Annotated in this window: 20 protein-coding genes and 1 pseudogene; 12 read left to right on the top strand and 9 right to left on the bottom strand. The window is 64.1% G+C overall.

Going from position 1 to position 15,786, the window contains the following annotated elements; translation table 11 throughout:
* Positions 1-156: 156 nt before the first annotated feature.
* The gene (locus NCS67_RS31040; RefSeq protein WP_250437861.1) at positions 157-1,284 is read left to right on the top strand and encodes an L-dopachrome tautomerase-related protein; all 1,128 of its coding nucleotides are present in this window, start codon (positions 157-159) and stop codon (positions 1,282-1,284) included.
* Positions 1,285-1,302: 18 nt separating this feature from the next.
* On the opposite strand, the gene NCS67_RS31035 is transcribed toward NCS67_RS31040, so the two are convergent.
* The 3 genes from NCS67_RS31035 to NCS67_RS31025 form a co-directional block, all read right to left on the bottom strand.
* Complete coding sequence (locus NCS67_RS31035) at positions 1,303-1,521, bottom strand: hypothetical protein (RefSeq protein WP_250437860.1); 219 nt, start codon at positions 1,519-1,521, stop codon at positions 1,303-1,305.
* 109 nt (positions 1,522-1,630) lie between these two features.
* Positions 1,631-1,975, bottom strand: a complete 345-nt coding sequence (locus NCS67_RS31030) for a response regulator (RefSeq protein WP_008345740.1) — start codon at positions 1,973-1,975, stop codon at positions 1,631-1,633.
* Between the two features lie 105 nt (positions 1,976-2,080).
* Positions 2,081-2,518, bottom strand: a complete 438-nt coding sequence (locus NCS67_RS31025; protein ID WP_033535648.1) for a CBS domain-containing protein — start codon at positions 2,516-2,518, stop codon at positions 2,081-2,083.
* A gap of 140 nt (positions 2,519-2,658) precedes the next feature.
* On the opposite strand from NCS67_RS31025, the gene coxB reads away from it, so the two are divergent.
* From coxB to NCS67_RS30990, 7 genes are read left to right on the top strand one after another with little or no spacing between them, the layout of a single operon-like run.
* Positions 2,659-3,615 (top strand): cytochrome c oxidase subunit II, encoded by a 957-nt coding sequence (coxB, locus tag NCS67_RS31020; protein WP_250437858.1) that lies wholly within the window; start codon positions 2,659-2,661, stop codon positions 3,613-3,615.
* Positions 3,612-5,534 (top strand): cytochrome c oxidase subunit I, encoded by a 1,923-nt coding sequence (ctaD, locus tag NCS67_RS31015; protein ID WP_034471079.1) that lies wholly within the window; start codon positions 3,612-3,614, stop codon positions 5,532-5,534. Before coxB ends, ctaD begins: the two co-directional genes overlap by 4 nt.
* Complete coding sequence (locus NCS67_RS31010) at positions 5,531-6,160, top strand: cytochrome c oxidase subunit 3 (RefSeq protein ID WP_008345745.1); 630 nt, start codon at positions 5,531-5,533, stop codon at positions 6,158-6,160. The genes ctaD and NCS67_RS31010 overlap by 4 nt, the downstream gene beginning before the upstream one ends.
* Complete coding sequence (locus NCS67_RS31005) at positions 6,157-6,492, top strand: hypothetical protein (protein ID WP_250437857.1); 336 nt, start codon at positions 6,157-6,159, stop codon at positions 6,490-6,492. Before NCS67_RS31010 ends, NCS67_RS31005 begins: the two co-directional genes overlap by 4 nt.
* The gene (locus tag NCS67_RS31000) at positions 6,471-7,397 is read left to right on the top strand and encodes a cytochrome c oxidase assembly protein (protein WP_250437855.1); all 927 of its coding nucleotides are present in this window, start codon (positions 6,471-6,473) and stop codon (positions 7,395-7,397) included. Before NCS67_RS31005 ends, NCS67_RS31000 begins: the two co-directional genes overlap by 22 nt.
* A gap of 4 nt (positions 7,398-7,401) precedes the next feature.
* The gene (locus NCS67_RS30995; protein ID WP_008345748.1) at positions 7,402-7,764 is read left to right on the top strand and encodes a c-type cytochrome; all 363 of its coding nucleotides are present in this window, start codon (positions 7,402-7,404) and stop codon (positions 7,762-7,764) included.
* 2 nt (positions 7,765-7,766) lie between these two features.
* Entirely contained in the window at positions 7,767-9,044 is a 1,278-nt protein-coding gene (locus NCS67_RS30990; protein ID WP_250437854.1) for a c-type cytochrome, read from the top strand.
* A 6-nt stretch (positions 9,045-9,050) separates the two neighbouring features.
* Here NCS67_RS30990 and NCS67_RS30985 read toward each other — a convergent pair whose 3' ends face one another.
* The 4 genes from NCS67_RS30985 to NCS67_RS30970 all read right to left on the bottom strand — a co-directional run bounded on the left by NCS67_RS30985 (position 9,051) and on the right by NCS67_RS30970 (position 11,169).
* Positions 9,051-9,224, bottom strand: a complete 174-nt coding sequence (locus NCS67_RS30985) for a hypothetical protein (protein WP_250437852.1) — start codon at positions 9,222-9,224, stop codon at positions 9,051-9,053.
* Between the two features lie 72 nt (positions 9,225-9,296).
* Positions 9,297-9,500: a CsbD family protein gene (locus NCS67_RS30980; RefSeq protein WP_008345751.1), complete on the bottom strand. Its 204-nt coding sequence runs from the start codon at positions 9,498-9,500 to the stop codon at positions 9,297-9,299.
* A 46-nt stretch (positions 9,501-9,546) separates the two neighbouring features.
* Positions 9,547-10,011 carry a hypothetical protein gene (locus NCS67_RS30975; RefSeq protein WP_250437850.1) on the bottom strand — a complete coding sequence of 155 codons (465 nt, stop codon included), beginning with the start codon at positions 10,009-10,011 and terminating at the stop codon, positions 9,547-9,549.
* 57 nt (positions 10,012-10,068) lie between these two features.
* The gene (locus tag NCS67_RS30970; protein ID WP_008345753.1) at positions 10,069-11,169 is read right to left on the bottom strand and encodes a YihY/virulence factor BrkB family protein; all 1,101 of its coding nucleotides are present in this window, start codon (positions 11,167-11,169) and stop codon (positions 10,069-10,071) included.
* Between the two features lie 324 nt (positions 11,170-11,493).
* Between NCS67_RS30970 and NCS67_RS30965 the strand changes: the two genes are divergently transcribed.
* The 3 genes from NCS67_RS30965 to NCS67_RS30955 all read left to right on the top strand — a co-directional run bounded on the left by NCS67_RS30965 (position 11,494) and on the right by NCS67_RS30955 (position 13,430).
* Positions 11,494-12,369, top strand: coding sequence for a manganese catalase family protein (locus NCS67_RS30965; protein WP_008345754.1), 876 nt, complete (start codon positions 11,494-11,496; stop codon positions 12,367-12,369).
* A 64-nt stretch (positions 12,370-12,433) separates the two neighbouring features.
* The gene (locus tag NCS67_RS30960; RefSeq protein WP_008345755.1) at positions 12,434-12,880 is read left to right on the top strand and encodes a response regulator; all 447 of its coding nucleotides are present in this window, start codon (positions 12,434-12,436) and stop codon (positions 12,878-12,880) included.
* 67 nt (positions 12,881-12,947) lie between these two features.
* On the top strand, positions 12,948-13,430 hold the full coding sequence (locus tag NCS67_RS30955; protein ID WP_250437849.1) for a DUF3597 domain-containing protein: 483 nt from the start codon (positions 12,948-12,950) through the stop codon (positions 13,428-13,430).
* A 130-nt stretch (positions 13,431-13,560) separates the two neighbouring features.
* Here the strand turns inward: NCS67_RS30955 and NCS67_RS30950 are convergent, their stop codons facing one another.
* Positions 13,561-14,073 carry a flavin reductase family protein gene (locus tag NCS67_RS30950; RefSeq protein WP_250437848.1) on the bottom strand — a complete coding sequence of 171 codons (513 nt, stop codon included), beginning with the start codon at positions 14,071-14,073 and terminating at the stop codon, positions 13,561-13,563.
* 142 nt (positions 14,074-14,215) lie between these two features.
* Here NCS67_RS30950 and NCS67_RS30945 point away from each other — a divergent pair, with 142 nt between their 5' ends.
* Entirely contained in the window at positions 14,216-15,385 is a 1,170-nt protein-coding gene (locus tag NCS67_RS30945; protein WP_250437846.1) for a zinc-dependent alcohol dehydrogenase, read from the top strand.
* 199 nt (positions 15,386-15,584) lie between these two features.
* Here the strand turns inward: NCS67_RS30945 and NCS67_RS30940 are convergent.
* Positions 15,585-15,786 (bottom strand): annotated as a pseudogene (locus NCS67_RS30940) (hypothetical protein); the annotation flags it as partial.

Genomic DNA, 15,786 nt, shown 5'->3' with positions numbered 1-15,786 from the left:
GCAGCGCATCGAACCGGCCGATGCGTCGGGGGCGTCTTCGTATGATTGTCAATTCGGCTTGAGTCGCTGAGAGGTTTGCACGATGCGAGCATCGCCTGTGCCCATGCCACGGCATTGCGATTGCTGAAATGGCGCATCCCCGAATCGGAGCCGATCATGAGACCGCTCGTCAAAACCCTCCTCGTTCTGAGCCTCGCCGCCCTCTCGCCGATGGCCAGCGCAGAGGAAACCGCCAGCCGACACGACCGGCAACGCGGCGATGCCAGGCTTCAGCTCGTCGCGACCTTCGAGCATCAAGTGACCGGCGTCACCGTGACGCCCGATGGCCGCACCTTCGTCAACTTTCCGCGCTGGACGGAAGACGCGCCGATATCCGTCGCCGAGCTCGGCAGCACCGGCGATCTGCGACCCTATCCCGATGCCGATTGGAATAGCTGGCGCAATTCACGTCGCGATGAAGTCACGCCGCAGGATCACTGGGTCTGCGTTCAGTCCGTCGTCGCGGACAAGCGCGGCAATCTGTGGGTCATCGATCCGGGTGCGCCGGCGCAGTCGCTCGTCGTGCCGGGCGCGCCGAAGCTCGTGCAGATCGATCTGGCATCGAACCGCGTCGCGCATGTCTATTCGTTCGATGAAACGATCGCACCGCAAGGCAGCTATCTCAACGATGTCCGCATCAGCCCGGACGGCCGCTTCGTCTATATCACCGATTCGGGCGTGCGCGGCGCGATCGTCGTTGTCGATACGGCGTCCGGCTCGGCGCGCCGCGTGCTCGACGGCGACCCGAGCACGCAGGCCGACAAGAGCGTGACCGTGAAGGTCGACGGCAAGCCGCTGCAGCAGACCGACGGACGGCGCGTGAGCTTTTCCGCCGACGGCATCGCGCTGACGCCCGATGGGCGCTATCTGTACTGGCAGGCGGTGAAGGGCAAGACGCTGTATCGCATCGCGACCGACGCGCTTCAGAACGCGCAGTTGAGCGCGCAGCAGGTTTCGTCGCGCGTCGAAGCGGTCGGCATCGACGGTCCCGCGGACGGTCTCTGGTTCGACGAGCGCGGACGGCTTTACGTGTCGTCGGTCGAACATCACGCGATCCGCGTGCGTGACGGCGATCGCTTCACGACGCTGCTGCGCGACAAGCGTCTCGTCTGGCCCGACACGTTCTCGGAAGGCGCGGACGGCACGATCTACGTCACGGATTCGCGCATTCCCGACATGAACTGGTTCGATCCGCAAAGCCCCGTCGCGTTACCGACGCGGCTCTATGCGATCAGGGGACGCTAGCGAATGCCGTCTTCGTCGCTAGCTGACGAAGACGATCTCCTGAACATATGAACTGCTGCAAGTGAAATGGGCGATGCGTCCGATGCGCAAGTGAAGAAGCACTTGCTCGAGTCCTTGGACTTCCCTGCCGTCCTTCTGCTGGCCGACGACGTTCGCGCGGCTCGCCTCGGGCCCGTTGCGCTTCAGATCGATGATGCGGCGGATGGCGCCCTGCGTGTTGGTGAAGTATCGGTTCATGAAGGCGCACGTGCGTTGTCGTGCTGCGATCGTAGCGTCGCTCACCTCAAGCGAATGTTATGCAGGATACGTAGCCGCGCGATCCGCGCAACGTCGCACGCACGGTGCCTCAGCAGCTTCGGATGACATCCGTGAGTTCCGATGCGGTAACGGGCTTGCGCAGATAGCCGTCGAATTGACGCGATGAATCCATGTCGAATCCGCGCGTACCGGTCACCGCGACGATGCACGCCTCCGTCGATGCGCCCGCGCAGCGCACGAATTCGCAGAGCTTGCGTCCGTCGATATCCGGCAAGCCGATATCCATGAACACGGAGTCGTAGCGAGTCTGGCCTGTCATGCGCAGCGCCTCGCCGCCGGTACGCGCGACGTCCGCGTGATGGCCGAGCGAGGCGGCCAGTTCGGCGAAAGCCGCGGCGACGTTTGCATCATCTTCGACGAACAGAAACAGCATTGTCGATTCCGGCCGATTGCGGCCGGCTCCCGGTGTTTGAAGGGACGCGCATCCTGTCGCAACGCGAGCAAATCCCGTACCGCTCGGACGGACTTCGACACGACGCTATTTCGGTTCATCGCGACTCGGCACGGACGGCGTCGATATCGCGCCGAGCGTCGACGCAACTTCGCCGTCCGACCATGTCGCGATATCTCCCAGCGCAAGCATCCCGACGAGTTGCTTTTCTCCGTTCACGACGGGCATACGGCGTATCTGCAACCGTTCCATCCGGCGCATCGCGTCTTCGATATCGTCGCTCTCGAAGCACCATTCCACCGGCTCGCTCGCCACTTCCTGCACGGCGCACGAAGCATCCTTGCCCGCCGATACCGCGCGAACCACGATATCGCGATCCGTCACGACGCCCTTGAGCCGCGTGCCGTCGCATACCGGCAGCGCGCCCACGTTCAATTCGTCCATCAGCTCGGCCGCGCGGCGAATCGTGTCGCCCGACGCGATCGCCTGCACGTCTCGTGTCATTACATCGGCTACCTTGGTCATGACATTCTCCCGTCTGAATCACGCTGTTCTCGCGATGAGAGAAACAGCATCCGTCATGCCCTCGTCTCGCGTCAGCGTGCGGCACGCCGATTGCTAATCAGGTCGCACGTCCGCTTTCTGTCCATAGAGACGATGCACCCATGCAAAGCGCATTGACGCCCGCGGGCATTCAAGCCAGCCGCATTCTCGACCTGTGGAATCTGACGCTGGCCGTCTGCTGCGTTGTGTTCGCGGCGATTCTGCTCGCGTGTCTCATCGCGATGATGCGCGCGCCTCGCGCGAATCGCGCAACGCCTGCGGATCTCTCCGCTGTCGGGCATCGCGAGCCGCGCGTGCGCTTCTGGGTCGTCGCCGCGACGGGCGTGTCCACGTTTCTGCTCTTCGGTCTCGTTCTCGCCGATGTCCTCACGGACCGCGCGCTCTCGCGCCTGCCCGTCGACAACGCGTTGCGCATCGAGATGACGGGTTATCAATGGTGGTGGCAAGTGCGCTACGCGAACGATGGCGACGCGCCCGGCTTCACGCTCGCCAACGAACTCCATGTGCCGGTCGGACGGCCGGTGGTCGTGTCGCTGAAAGCCGCCGATGTGATCCACACGTTCTGGGTGCCGAATCTTCATGGCAAGAAAGACATGATTCCCGGCCGCGATGCGACCATCGAGTTTCGCGCGGACAAGGCGGGCGTGTATCGCGGACAATGCGCCGAGTTCTGCGGTTACGAACACGCGTTGATGGCGTTTCAGGTCATCGCCGATCCGCCTGCGCAGTATGAAGCGTGGGCGGCCCGTCAGCGCCAGCCGTCCATCGCGCCATCGGACGACATCGCCGTGCGCGGCCGCGACGTGTTCATGAGCCAGGACTGCGCGCGCTGTCACACCGTGCGCGGCACCGAAGCGCAAGGCACGATCGGCCCCGATCTCACGCATGTCGCGAGCAGGCAGTTCATCGCGGCCGGGACGCTTTCCAACAATCGCGGCAATCTCGCCGGATGGATCGTCGATCCGCGCGCGCTCAAGCCCGGCACCGTCATGCCGTCGACGCGCCTGCCGCCCGCCGATCTGCAAGCGCTGCTCGTCTGGATGGAGACGCTCAAATGAGTGAAGCACCGCTGACAGACGGTCCGCACGCATCGCCCGAAGTGCGCGATGCGCTCGCGAAAACCTGGAGCGATCCGCCGGGCTTCATCGGCATGTTGAGCGCGGTCAATCACAAGACGATTGCGCGACGCTTCATCGTGACGACCTTCGTGTTCTTCGTGCTCGCAGGCTTGCTCGCACTCGCGATGCGCACGCAGCTCGCGCGTCCGGATCAGCGGCTGATCGGCCCGAACCTCTACAACGAACTCTTCACGATGCACGGCACGACGATGATGTTCCTCTTCGCCGTGCCGGTGATGCAGGCCGTCGCCGCGTACCTCGTGCCTTTGATGATCGGCGCGCGCAGCATCGCATTTCCGCGCATGAACGCGTATGCGTATTGGGTGTTCCTGTTCGGCGGCTTGCTGCTGTTCGCCGCGCTCGCCGTGAACACCGCGCCGAACACCGGCTGGTTCAGCTACGTGCCGCTCGCCGGTCCCGACTACTCGCCGAACAAGGGCACGGACATCTGGGCGCAGATGATTACCTTCACCGAGCTTTCCGGCCTGCTCGAAGCGGTGGTTCTCATCACGACGATCTTCAAGCTGCGCGCGCCCGGCATGTCGCTCAACCGCATGCCGCTCTTCGTTTGGGCGACGCTCGTCACGCAGTTCATGGTGATCTTCGCGATGCCCGCCGTCATGCTGTGCAGCACAGCGCTGATTCTCGACCGCCTCGTCGGCACGCATTTCTATAACCCGGCGAAGGGCGGCGACGTTTTGCTGTGGCAACACCTCTTCTGGTTCTTCGGCCATCCCGAGGTGTATCTGATCTTCATTCCGCCGCTCGGCTTCATCTCGTCGATCATTCCGACGTTCGCGCGCCGCCCGATATTCGGCTATCCGGCGATGGTGCTGTCGCTCATCGCCACGGCGTTCCTCGCCTTCGGGCTGTGGGTGCATCACATGTTCGCGACGAACATTCCCGAGCTCGGCAAGAGCTTTTTCACGGCGGCGAGCCTGATGATCGCGATTCCATCGGCGATACAGATCTTCTGCTGGATCGGCACGCTATGGACCGGCAAGCTCAATCTGCGCGTGCCGCTATTGTTCGTCCTCGCGTTCTTCTTCATCCTCGTGATGGGCGGCATGACCGGCATCATGGTCGCGTCGGTGCCGCTCGACCTCCAGGTTCACGATACGTACTTCGTCGTCGCGCATCTGCATTACGTGCTGCTCGGCGGCGCGGTGTTTCCGCTCTTCGGCGCGTTCTTCTACTGGTTTCCGAAATTCGCGGGACGCTTGCTCGACGAGCGGCTCGGCAAATGGCAATTCTGGCTGTTCTTCATCGGCTTCAATGTGACCTTCTTTCCGATGCATCTGCTCGGACTCGAAGGCATGCCGCGGCGCGTGTGGACGTATCCGCACGGCATGGGCTGGGACGGCATGAATTTCACGGCGACGATCGGCGCTTACATGATCGCGTTGAGCGTGCTGCTTTTCATCGTCAATGTCGTGAAGACGATGCGCAGCGACGAACGCGCCGCCGCCGATCCGTGGGGCGCGGGCACGCTCGAATGGAGCGTGCCGTCGCCGCCGCCGCCGCACAACTTCGATGCGATTCCGGTCGTGCACGGACGCGATCCGCTGTGGGAGCCGTCCGCGCAACCGGCCTTCGTCGCGGGTCTCGCCGCCGATGCGCGCGAAGTGCTCGTGACGAGCGTGCTCGATGCGCAGCCCGATCATCGGCCGATGTTTCCGACGCCCTCTCTGTGGCCGTTCGCAAGCGCCGTCGCCACGACGATTCTGTTCATCGGCTCGATCTACACGCCGTGGGCGATCGTATGGGCGTCGCTGCCGGTCGCCGTGGCGATGATCGGCTGGTTCTGGCCGAGTCGCGGCGAGAACCGGCTCGCGGTCGCGCGGGAGCGCCGGCCATGAACGCCGAAACGCGCCGCGAAGCGCACGGCACCGGCGAGCTCGTGCTCGACGTGCGCGCGTTGCCGACCTTCGCCTTCAGTCACCGCAGCCTCATGTGGTGGAGCACGGCCGGCCTGATGCTGATCGAAGGCACGGTGTTCGCCATCGCGGTGATGATGGTCTTCTATCTGCGCACGCGCGCCCCCGCCTGGCCGATGGCGGCCGAGCCGCCGCGTCTTTTCTGGGGCACGCTCAACACGGTCGTGCTGCTCGCCAGCCTGTGGCCGAACCAGCTCGCGAAGAACGCGGCGGAACGTGGCGATCGCCGGAAAGCGGCGATCTGGCTCGCGGTGTGCCTGGGCGCATCGGTGATTTTCCTCGTGATACGCGGATTCGAATTCGCATCGCTCAACGTGAGCTGGTACGCGAACGCGTATGGCTCGGTCATCTGGCTGCTGCTCGGTCTGCACACGACTCACCTCATCACCGATACCGTCGATACGGCCGTGCTCACGGTGCTGCTCTTTACGGGGCCGTTCGAGGGCAAGCGGCTCGTCGATGTCAGCGAAAACGCGCTCTATTGGTACTTCGTCGTGTTGAGCTGGCTGCCGATCTACGGCGTCATCTATTGGGCGGCGCGGCTATGAAAACCTGGCTCGCGCTGCTCGGCGCTCCGTTCATCGTTCTCGCCTGTCTCAGCTTGAACTACGCGCTGGTGACGCCCGCGTGCCGGCTCGGAGGCCATGCGTTGCTCGACGGCGTGAGCGGCGCGAGCGCGATCGTCTGCGTGGCCGCGACGCTGCTCGCATGGCAGCGCTGGCGCGACGCGCGGCGCAAACTCGCCCTGCCGACGCCCGATACCGGCGACCGTCCGGCACGCGCCGGTTTCATCGCGGCGGTGGCGGCCGGTGTGGGCGCGCTGTCGGTGCTTTCCGTGATCGCGATTTCGATACCGCGATGGCTACTGTCCGCCTGCTGAAATGCGCGCTGCCTTGCGTGCTCCTGTCGTCCGCCGATGCGTATGCCCACGTCGCAGCGACGGAGGCATCGCCGCTCGCGTGGACGTTCGAACCGTGGATCGTCGCCGTGCTGGCGGCGAGCCTGACGCTCTATCTCGCCGGCTATCTGAAGCTGCACAAGCGCGGCGCGCAAGGCCGTCGCGAGCGGACCGCGAAGCTGATCGCGTTCGCCGCCGGATGGTCGACGCTCGTCGTCGCGCTGGTTTCGCCGCTGCACGCATTGAGCGAATGGCTCTTCTCCGCGCACATGCTGCAGCACGAGCTCTTCATGCTCGTGGCCGCGCCGCTGCTCGTCATCGGCCGGCCGCTCGCCGTGTGGCTCTGGGCGTTTCCCCCGAACGCGAGAGCGCGCATCGGCGCGGCGACGCGTTCACGCTGGATCAAACTGCCATGGCGCTTCCTGACCTTGCCCGTCGTCGCGTGGACGTTGCACGCCGCCGCGCTGTGGTGCTGGCACGCGCCGCGCTTCTTCGAGGCGGCGCTCGCGCGCCCCGGCATCCACACGCTTCAGCACGCCAGTTTTCTGGCGAGCGCGCTGCTGTTCTGGTGGACGGTGTTCGGCCGCGCATCGGAGGCGCAGGGCGCATCCAATGCCCACGCGATGCTTTCCCTCTTCACGACGATGGTCCACACCGGCGCGCTCGGTGCGCTGCTGACGCTCGCGCCGGGTGTCTGGTATCCGTCGTGCATCGAGACGACGCGCGCCCTCGGCTTCGATCCCTTGCAGGATCAGCAACTCGGCGGTCTGGTGATGTGGGTTCCGGGCGGGCTTGCGTATCTGATCGGCGGATTGCTCGTCGGCGCGCGCTGGCTGATGCGGCGGCCGCCGCCGCGCGCCGTCGCCGACGTGGCCAGCGAAGGATGAGCACATGCACACGACTCCAATCGCGCTCCTTCTGATCGCTACGCTCGCCGCTTGCCAGGGCAAGCCGCCTTCGGCCGACGCGATCACCGGCGGCAATCCGCGACACGGCCTCGATGCGATCCAGCGTTACGGCTGCGGCGCGTGTCACCGGATCGACGGCGTGCCGGGCGCTTACGGCAAGGTCGGACCGACGCTGCAAAACATCGGCGAGCGGGCTTATGTCGCGGGCAAGCTGCCGAACACACCGGAGAATCTGCAGACATGGATCCGCTTTCCGCAGCGCATTTCACCGCAGAGCGCGATGCCCGATCTGGGCGTCGGCGAAATCGATGCGCGTGACATCGCCGCATACCTGTATCACCAATAACGATGAACGTATCCCGCTTCCTCTCCGTTCTGCTTCTGTGGCCGCTCGCCGTCATGGCGGACGACAGGGCGTCGCCATCGCCCGAACTGATTGCGCGCGGCGCGTATCTCGCCAAAGCCGCCGACTGCGCCGGATGCCATACCGCGCCCTCGAACGGCGCGCCGTATGCGGGCGGGCTCGAGATGACGTCGCCGTTCGGCACCATCGTCAGCAGCAACATCACGCCGGATCGCGAGACGGGTATCGGCACATACAGCTACGAGGACTTTGCGAAGGCGTTGCGCGAGGGCGTCGCGCCGGGCGGCAAGGGGCTTTATCCCGCGATGCCGTATCCGGCGTTCGTGAAGATCAGCGACGACGATCTGCGCGCGCTCTACGCCTACATGATGCATGGCGTGCCGCCCGTGAATCACCGGCCGCCGGAAACGAAAGTACCCTTTCCGTTCAACCAGCGCTGGGCGTTGCCTCTGTGGCGCATGGCGTTCGCGCCGAAGCAGCGGTTTGAACCGCACGCCGATCGCGATGCGAGCTGGAATCGCGGCGCCTATCTCGTGCAGTCGCTCGGGCATTGCGGCTCGTGCCACACGCCGCGCGGCATCGCATATCAGGAACGCGGATACGACGAGTCATCGAAAACGTTCCTCTCCGGCGGCGTCAACGACAACTGGTTCGCGCCGAATTTGCGCGGAGATTCCGGCTCGGGGCTCGGGCGCATCGCACAGGACGATATCGCCGCGTTTCTCAAGACGGGCCACGGCGCGGGCATGGCCGCATTCGGCAGCATGGTCGAAACGATCGAGGACAGCACCCAATACCTGACCGATGACGATCTGCGCTCGATCGCCGTCTATCTGAAGACGCTGCCCGCGACCGGCGCGGCGGACGGCGTGTTCGATCCGTCGCTTGCGTCGCCGGGACGTCTCAAGACGCGCGCGCCCGACGTTGCGCCCGAACAGGGCGCGGCGGTCTATGCGGGGTTTTGCGCGCAGTGTCATCGAAGCGATGGCAAGGGCGTGCCGAATGCGTTTCCCGCGCTGGCGGGCAATCCCTCGGTCATCAGCGAAGATACGACCTCGCTGATCCGGCTGCTCGTCGAAGGCGGCAACAGCCCCGCGACGATCCACGGCCCGCCACGTCAGGCGATGCCGCCCTTCGCCGGACGCCTCACCGACGTACAGATCGCGCAAGTGCTCACGTATGTGCGCGCGTCGTGGGGCAACGACGCGCGCCCGGTCACGGCCAACGACGTGGGATCGTTTCGCGCGACCATCCACAAATGACGTGCGTTACTCCGGCGTGCCCGCGCCCTCGTTCGGCTTGACTTCGGAAAGGTCGTCCTTCCGCACTTCGGCTTCGCGCACGGTCGTGCCTTCGTCGTCCGTTTCGGAGACATCGGTGGTGAAGGTTTCGTCGCCGGAGGGCTTCTGGTCCTGTCCGCTTTGCTGCGATGGCGTGCTCATGTTCGATGCTCCTTACGGTTACGGCGGCCGCACCATACGGCCACTCTTGTTTCAACGCTTGCGCGCTATCGATTACTCGTTGGTCGGATCGCCCGGGTCTTCCACGCCCTTTTCGATGTTGTCCTTCTGATCGCCATAGTCCTTGCGATTGGCGCCGTTGGTAATTTCGACATCGCCTTTCACCTTGCGATCTTCATTGCCCGTCACGGTGCCGATGGCCGTATCGGTCCAGCCTTTGATCTGTTCCTTGATCCCTTCCCTTTGATCCTTGTTCATCGTGTGCTCCTGTGTGATGGACAAATGGCGATGACAGCCGATGCCTTCAGCGCGCCGCGCGTCCGCGAATCAGCGCCGCGATCGCGAAGCCTGCGCCGAGCGCGACGTAGGTCATCGCGAGCGAGCGCTTCGACAGATGAGCTTCGAAGCCGGGCGTGACTCGTTTGGGCACGGCGTGGTAATCGACGACATAGGCGACGAGCGCGGTCGTCGCGGCGGCGGCGACGACCGTCGCCGGCCGGGAACGCTGTCCGCATAACGACTCGAACAACACGCCCCAGAAAGCCGCGCTTCCCATGTGAATGGTTGCGCCGAACGCGCTGTATCTGAAGCTCGGTTCTTCATGCCAGATTGCTCTCGGCCATAAGCAATGGGATACGGCGTTGATCGCCGCGTATGGCTCGTGTCCCGCGCGAACGGCCGCGGTCGACGCGGCGCAAGCCGAAGCCAGTCCCGCAGCGGAGCCTGAATAGATGGCCCGCTTCATCAGGTCGTCGAAATGCCCTTGCATGTGTGGCTCCTTGCCGAACGCTCACGCGTTTCGCAGCATCCGCCGTGCCGAAGTTGCTCAGGAACGTCTTTCCGTGTGATGTCGATGTCCGCCCCTCGCGAACACGAAGAGCGTCGCGCCTGCCGCGGCGATTGCGAATCGACTCGGGTTCGCTTTTACCGCACCGATTACCTTCGCGATCACCGGCGAACCGTTCGGCGCGACGCTCGGGCGCGTTTGCATCGCGGGCGCGGTTTGCGGACGTGTCGTGGCGGGCACGTTCGTCGCCGGCGCTGCATGAGGCTCGCGCTTCTCGTTCGATTCGTCGGTCTTGCCTTCGCGCGCCTCGACTCGCGTTGCAGCGGCTTCCGCGCCCAGCAGCATGACGGCTGCCGCGAAATACAGCCACATCAGGAGCACGGCGAGCGACCCGGCCGCGCCGAATGCGCTCGCGGTCCCGGCATGCGTGAGATAGAGCGCGAACAGCTTCTTGCCGACCGAGAACAGCACCGCGGAGATAACGCCGCCTACGAGCGCATCGCGCCACGGTACGTGACCATCGGGCAGATACTTCAACAGCGCGGCGAAAGCGCACGAAAGGATCGCGAGACCGAGCACGAACTGCACGATGTCGCCGATGACGACGAGCGGCGATTCCCCGAACACCCATTTGCCCGCGGCCTGCACGGCGGTGTCCAGCACGAGCGACACGATCAGCAGGAACGCGACGCCCATCACGAGACCGAAGGAGATCAGCCGAACCTTGACGAGCGTGGCGACGCCCGATTTTTCTCTGCCGCTTTTCGGCCAGATGATCGATAGCGCCGTGTTCAACGATGAAAACGTCGCCGATGCGCCCACGGCCAGCAGTACGAACGAGATCACCGCGGCAATGCCGCTTCCGCCGCTCTGATGCGCGTGCTCGACGATCGCCTGCACGCTCGCGGCGGCATCCTTGCCGAGCATGCCGTTGATCTGATGAAAGAGCTGACCGCGAGCGGCCTCCGCGCCGAACACGAGGCCCGCGACGGCGATCACCATGACGAGCGTCGGCGCGAGCGAGAACGCTGAATAGAACGCGATGCTCGCGGCCATCGGCGCAGCACGATCCGCGCTGAAACGTTTGAACGTGCGTGCGGGCCACGCGAAGGTTCGTCCCATAAGCGACTTGACGTTCATGGTTGTCTCCGTTGATTCATCCGCTCGGCATCAAGCATCGTCGATGCCCGCTCCTTCGAAGTCAGTTGAATCGCGTGGCATACGCGTTGCTGATTCCCATTCAGGCCGATGCCGCGGACTCGATCCGGACAGCCGGCCTTCCATTCCACGACGCGGCTTTCCCCCGCGATACGCCAGCGCGATGCATCGCGCTGAGGCTTGCAGCAGCATGACCGTAACCGACGCCTTCGACGTCCTCTTGGTCGCTGCGAGCATAACCGTCCAACCTTGATGATTCGCGCCGGGACCGTGAAGGGTTTCGTGCGCCCTAAAAGGAGCCATGCAATGTTCGTGCATAACAAGCGTCTGCAATACACCGTCCGCGTGAGCGCGCCCAATCCGGGTCTCGCCAATCTGATGCTCGAGCAGTTCGGCGGGCCGCAGGGCGAACTGGCTGCCGCGTGCCGGTACTTCACGCAAGCTGTCGGCGAAGACGATCCGGGCCGCAAGGACCTGTTGTTCGATATCGCCACCGAAGAACTGAGCCATCTCGAAGTGATCGGCTCGATCGTCGCGATGCTGAACAAGGGCGCAAAGGGCCAGCTCGCGGAAGCAGTGGAATCGGAAGCCGAGCTGTATCGCTCGCTCACGGGCGGCGGCAACGATTCGCACACCACCGCGCTGCTCTATGGCGGCGGCCCTGCCCTCACCAACTCCGCGGGCGTGCCCTGGACCGCTGCCTATATCGACACCATCGGCGAACCGACGGCCGACCTGCGCTCGAATATCGCCGCTGAGGCACGCGCGAAGATCGTCTATGAGCGTCTCATCAACGTGACGGACGATCCGGGCATCAAGGAAGCGCTGGGCTTTTTGATGACGCGCGAAATCGCGCATCAGAAGTCGTTTGAAAAGGCGCTTCATTCGATTCAGCCGAACTTCCCGCAAGGCAAGCTGCCGGGCGAGCCGGAGTTCACGAGCGTGTACTTCAACATGTCGAAGGGCAATGACGCGCGCGGGCCGTGGAACGAAGGCGGCGATTGGAAGTTCGTCGAAGATCCGCAACCGGCCGTCGATGGCGGCGACGGAGCGGCCACCGTGACCGTGACCGAACGCGATGTCGAAGTGCTGCAGGCGATGGCATCGCGCACGGCTTCGGATCCGTCCGCCGATCCGACCACCGGCGCCGACCTGGGCGCTGGAAAGGCGAACGAAGTGTAAGACCCGCGGCGCTGCTCCGGCTCGGGGCAGCGCCGTTCGAGCGTTATCGATGCGCCAACGAATCATGAGTGCCGTGAGCGAATACCTGGTACCGAAATGCGCGATCTGGACACGTAGAACGAAAACCGCGCCCGGCACGCCGCGCGTGCTCGTCGTCGACGACTATGTGGATACGGCCGACGCCATCAGCATGGTTCTGGCCGTGTGCGGATTCGATGCCGATGCCGTCTACGGCGGCCTCGGCGCAATCGACGCGACCACGCGATGCAAACCGGAAGTCGTCCTGCTGGATATCTGGATGCCCGACATGTCCGGGCTCGAAGTCGCCGCCCGCCTTCGCGCGGACGCGAACACGTCCGGGACCATTCTTATCGCCCATTCGGCGGCAGCAAGCGAGGCCGATCTGCAACGCGCGAAGCAAGCGGGATTCGACGCGTTTTGCGCGAAGCCGACCGACGCGATGACCTTCGCGCCGTTGCTTCGTTACTTCGTGCACGGGCCCGTCGCATGACGAGACGCGCGGCACGCTCGATGCGCGATGCGCGGAACATCGACATCACTGACGCACAGAGGAAAACATGAGCATCTTCTCGAACATATTGAACAAGATCTTTCCGCACGACCATCCGGCGGCAACCGCTTCCGGCGGGACCGTGCCGCCTGCGGCACCCAATGCGGCGCCGCCATCGAGCACGACGTCATCGGGCAATCCGACCAGCACGCCTCTGGGTTCGGCGAGCGGCGCCGCCGGCACGCCCGCAACGCCGGGCGTCGAGCCTGCACGGCCACCGGTCACGCCATTGCCCGAAGTGGACGTCATTGCGATCCTCACGCAAAAGCAGCAGCAAAACGGCGCGGCGCTGAACTGGCGATCGTCCATCGTCGATCTGCTGAAGCTGCTCGATCTCGATGGCAGTCTCGAATCGCGCAAGGCGCTGGCGCAAGAACTGCACTACACCGGCAACACCGACGACTCCGCCACGATGAACATCTGGCTGCACAAGCAGGTCATGACGAAGCTCGCGGAGAACGGCGGCAAGGTGCCGGCCGATCTGAAATGAGAACCCGCTTTCCCTGATCGATCCATGAACGAATCTCGACCCAGCATGCGACGCGCTTCGTCACCGGCGCGATGCGCCGGTAGACGGCGGCCTGAGCGCCTCCAACGTACAGCCGCCGCAAGCGTAACTTCTACTTCGATTCGTTGAACGACTTGGCGTAGAGCTGCGCGCTCCGGTCCAGATCTTCCGTCGCGACATAGATCAACGGCTGCGCTTCGGGAGAAAGCACCGCACCGTCTATCACGCTGCCTGTCACGAGGCGATGATCCCCGGCTTCGATATCGCCGATAGCCTGACAGTCGAAATACGCCAGCGCATCGGGCAGTATCGGCGCGCCGCTTCGGCCGGTTTTCCAAGGCGTCGACGACAGCTTGTCGATCGTGCGGCCCGATTGTGTCCCGAAGTGCGCGGCCAACGTCTGCTGATCCGAACGCAGCACGTTGATGGAGAACGCGCGTCCGCGTTGCAGTATCCGATAGGACGCATGCGCCGGATTGATTGCGATCGCAACGAGCAGCGGGTCGAACGAGACCTGCATGACCGAGCTCGCCGTAAACGCGTTCTTGGTCGCACCGTCCGCCACGCCGATCACATGGACGCCTGCCGTCAGACGCCGGAAGAGGTCGGCCATACCGTTTGTCATCGCGCTTTATCCTTGATGTCGGAGGAATCGTTCAAGCGTGCATGTGCATGTGCCATGCCTCGGCGGGAATACGCGTTGCGCAAGTCGAATGGCAGCGACGACGCACCTATCCGACGATCGGATCAATCCGCAGGAGGCGACCTTGAAGGCACTCATCTGGCATGGCAAGAAAGACATCCGTTACGACACCGTTCCGGACCCCGTGATCGAGCACGGCCGCGATGCGATCATCAAGGTATCGACTTGCGCGATCTGCGGCTCGGACCTCCATCTGTTCGATGGCTTCATGCCCGGCATGGAATCGGGCGATGTGATGGGTCACGAATTCATGGGCGAAGTGGTCGAAGTCGGCCGTGATAACACCGCCCTCAAAGTGGGCGATCGTGTCGTGGTGCCGTTCACGATCATCTGCGGCGAATGCGATCAATGCAAGCGGGGCAATTTCTCCGTTTGCGAACGCTCGAACCGGAACAAGGACGCCGCCGACAAACTCTTCGGTCATACGACGGCCGGCCTCTTCGGATACACGCATCTGACAGGCGGCTATGCGGGCGGACAGGCCGAATACGTACGCGTGCCGTTCGCGGACAAGACCCATATCAAGATTCCCGATGGCCTTTCCGACGAACAGGTGCTCTTTCTCGGCGACATCTTCCCGACTGGATGGCAGGCCGCGGTCAATTGCGAAATCGAACCGACCGACACCGTCGCGATCTGGGGCGCGGGCCCCGTCGGACAGATGGCGATCCGCAGCGCGATATTGCTGGGGGCGCGACAGGTCATCGTCATCGATCACGTTCCCGAGCGGCTTGCGATGGCGCAGGCGGCGGGCGCGATCCCGATCAACTTCAAGGACGAAAGCGTGCTCGACCGCTTGCGCGATCTGACACAAGGTAAAGGCCCCGAGAAGTGTATCGATGCCGTCGGCATGGAGTCGCACGCGACGCGCTCGTTCGACGGCATCTACGATCGAATCAAGCAGGCCGTCAAGCTCGAATCCGACCGGCCGCATGTGCTGCGCGAGATGATCTACGTGTGCCGTCCGGCGGGCGTGCTCTCGGTGCCGGGCGTGTATGGCGGACTGATCGACAAGATTCCGTTCGGCGCGGCGATGAACAAGGGTCTCACCTGGCGCATGGGGCAAACGCACGTCAATCGATGGAGCGACGACTTGCTCAAGCGCATCGAAGAAGGACAGATCGATCCGTCCTTCGTGATCACGCACCGGATGAATCTGGCGGACGGGCCGCAGATGTACGAAACCTTCCGCGATAAGCAGGACGGGTGCATCAAGGTGGTCCTGAAGCCTTAGTCGACGCACCCGCGCAGGGTGAGGACGCGTCGCTTCGCGTTTGGATGCGCGCTCGGGCCGGCGAAGCGGCGCGCGAGCGCGCGGACGCCGAAAGCGGCGCCTCTGCGACGTACGTGATCATTGCGCGCATCCATCGCATTCAAGGACCGTGCTCGATTCGATGAAAGGCGCGCGCAGACAGCATGCCGACGCGTGAACGTCAGTCGTGGCGATGATGCTTGTGATGCTTGCCGCGACGGCCGTTATAGCCGCGGCTGTAGTCGTCCGCGTACGAATTCGAGCGCGATACATTGCCGCCCAATGCCGCGCCCGCGCCGCCGCCGAGCGCCGCGATCACGCGGCCAAAGACGGACCACGCCGAATCGGATTGCTTGAGATACGCGGGTTGAGGCTGCGCGGAC

It is taken from the genome of Caballeronia sp. ATUFL_F2_KS9A (assembly GCF_023630765.1).
Lineage (GTDB): Bacteria > Pseudomonadota > Gammaproteobacteria > Burkholderiales > Burkholderiaceae > Caballeronia > Caballeronia zhejiangensis.
This window is presented reverse-complemented; position numbering and strand designations above follow the sequence as displayed.

Coding starts and splice junctions, on each gene's coding strand:
- NCS67_RS31040 (WP_250437861.1), top strand. CDS start 157: ATGAGACCGCTCGTCAAAACCCTCCTCGTTCTGAGCCTCGCCGCCCTC.
- NCS67_RS31035 (WP_250437860.1), bottom strand. CDS start 1,521: ATGAACCGATACTTCACCAACACGCAGGGCGCCATCCGCCGCATCATC.
- NCS67_RS31030 (WP_008345740.1), bottom strand. CDS start 1,975: ATGCTGTTTCTGTTCGTCGAAGATGATGCAAACGTCGCCGCGGCTTTC.
- NCS67_RS31025 (WP_033535648.1), bottom strand. CDS start 2,518: ATGACCAAGGTAGCCGATGTAATGACACGAGACGTGCAGGCGATCGCG.
- coxB (WP_250437858.1), top strand. CDS start 2,659: ATGCAAAGCGCATTGACGCCCGCGGGCATTCAAGCCAGCCGCATTCTC.
- ctaD (WP_034471079.1), top strand. CDS start 3,612: ATGAGTGAAGCACCGCTGACAGACGGTCCGCACGCATCGCCCGAAGTG.
- NCS67_RS31010 (WP_008345745.1), top strand. CDS start 5,531: ATGAACGCCGAAACGCGCCGCGAAGCGCACGGCACCGGCGAGCTCGTG.
- NCS67_RS31005 (WP_250437857.1), top strand. CDS start 6,157: ATGAAAACCTGGCTCGCGCTGCTCGGCGCTCCGTTCATCGTTCTCGCC.
- NCS67_RS31000 (WP_250437855.1), top strand. CDS start 6,471: ATGGCTACTGTCCGCCTGCTGAAATGCGCGCTGCCTTGCGTGCTCCTG.
- NCS67_RS30995 (WP_008345748.1), top strand. CDS start 7,402: ATGCACACGACTCCAATCGCGCTCCTTCTGATCGCTACGCTCGCCGCT.
- NCS67_RS30990 (WP_250437854.1), top strand. CDS start 7,767: ATGAACGTATCCCGCTTCCTCTCCGTTCTGCTTCTGTGGCCGCTCGCC.
- NCS67_RS30985 (WP_250437852.1), bottom strand. CDS start 9,224: ATGAGCACGCCATCGCAGCAAAGCGGACAGGACCAGAAGCCCTCCGGC.
- NCS67_RS30980 (WP_008345751.1), bottom strand. CDS start 9,500: ATGAACAAGGATCAAAGGGAAGGGATCAAGGAACAGATCAAAGGCTGG.
- NCS67_RS30975 (WP_250437850.1), bottom strand. CDS start 10,011: ATGCAAGGGCATTTCGACGACCTGATGAAGCGGGCCATCTATTCAGGC.
- NCS67_RS30970 (WP_008345753.1), bottom strand. CDS start 11,169: ATGAACGTCAAGTCGCTTATGGGACGAACCTTCGCGTGGCCCGCACGC.
- NCS67_RS30965 (WP_008345754.1), top strand. CDS start 11,494: ATGTTCGTGCATAACAAGCGTCTGCAATACACCGTCCGCGTGAGCGCG.
- NCS67_RS30960 (WP_008345755.1), top strand. CDS start 12,434: ATGAGTGCCGTGAGCGAATACCTGGTACCGAAATGCGCGATCTGGACA.
- NCS67_RS30955 (WP_250437849.1), top strand. CDS start 12,948: ATGAGCATCTTCTCGAACATATTGAACAAGATCTTTCCGCACGACCAT.
- NCS67_RS30950 (WP_250437848.1), bottom strand. CDS start 14,073: ATGACAAACGGTATGGCCGACCTCTTCCGGCGTCTGACGGCAGGCGTC.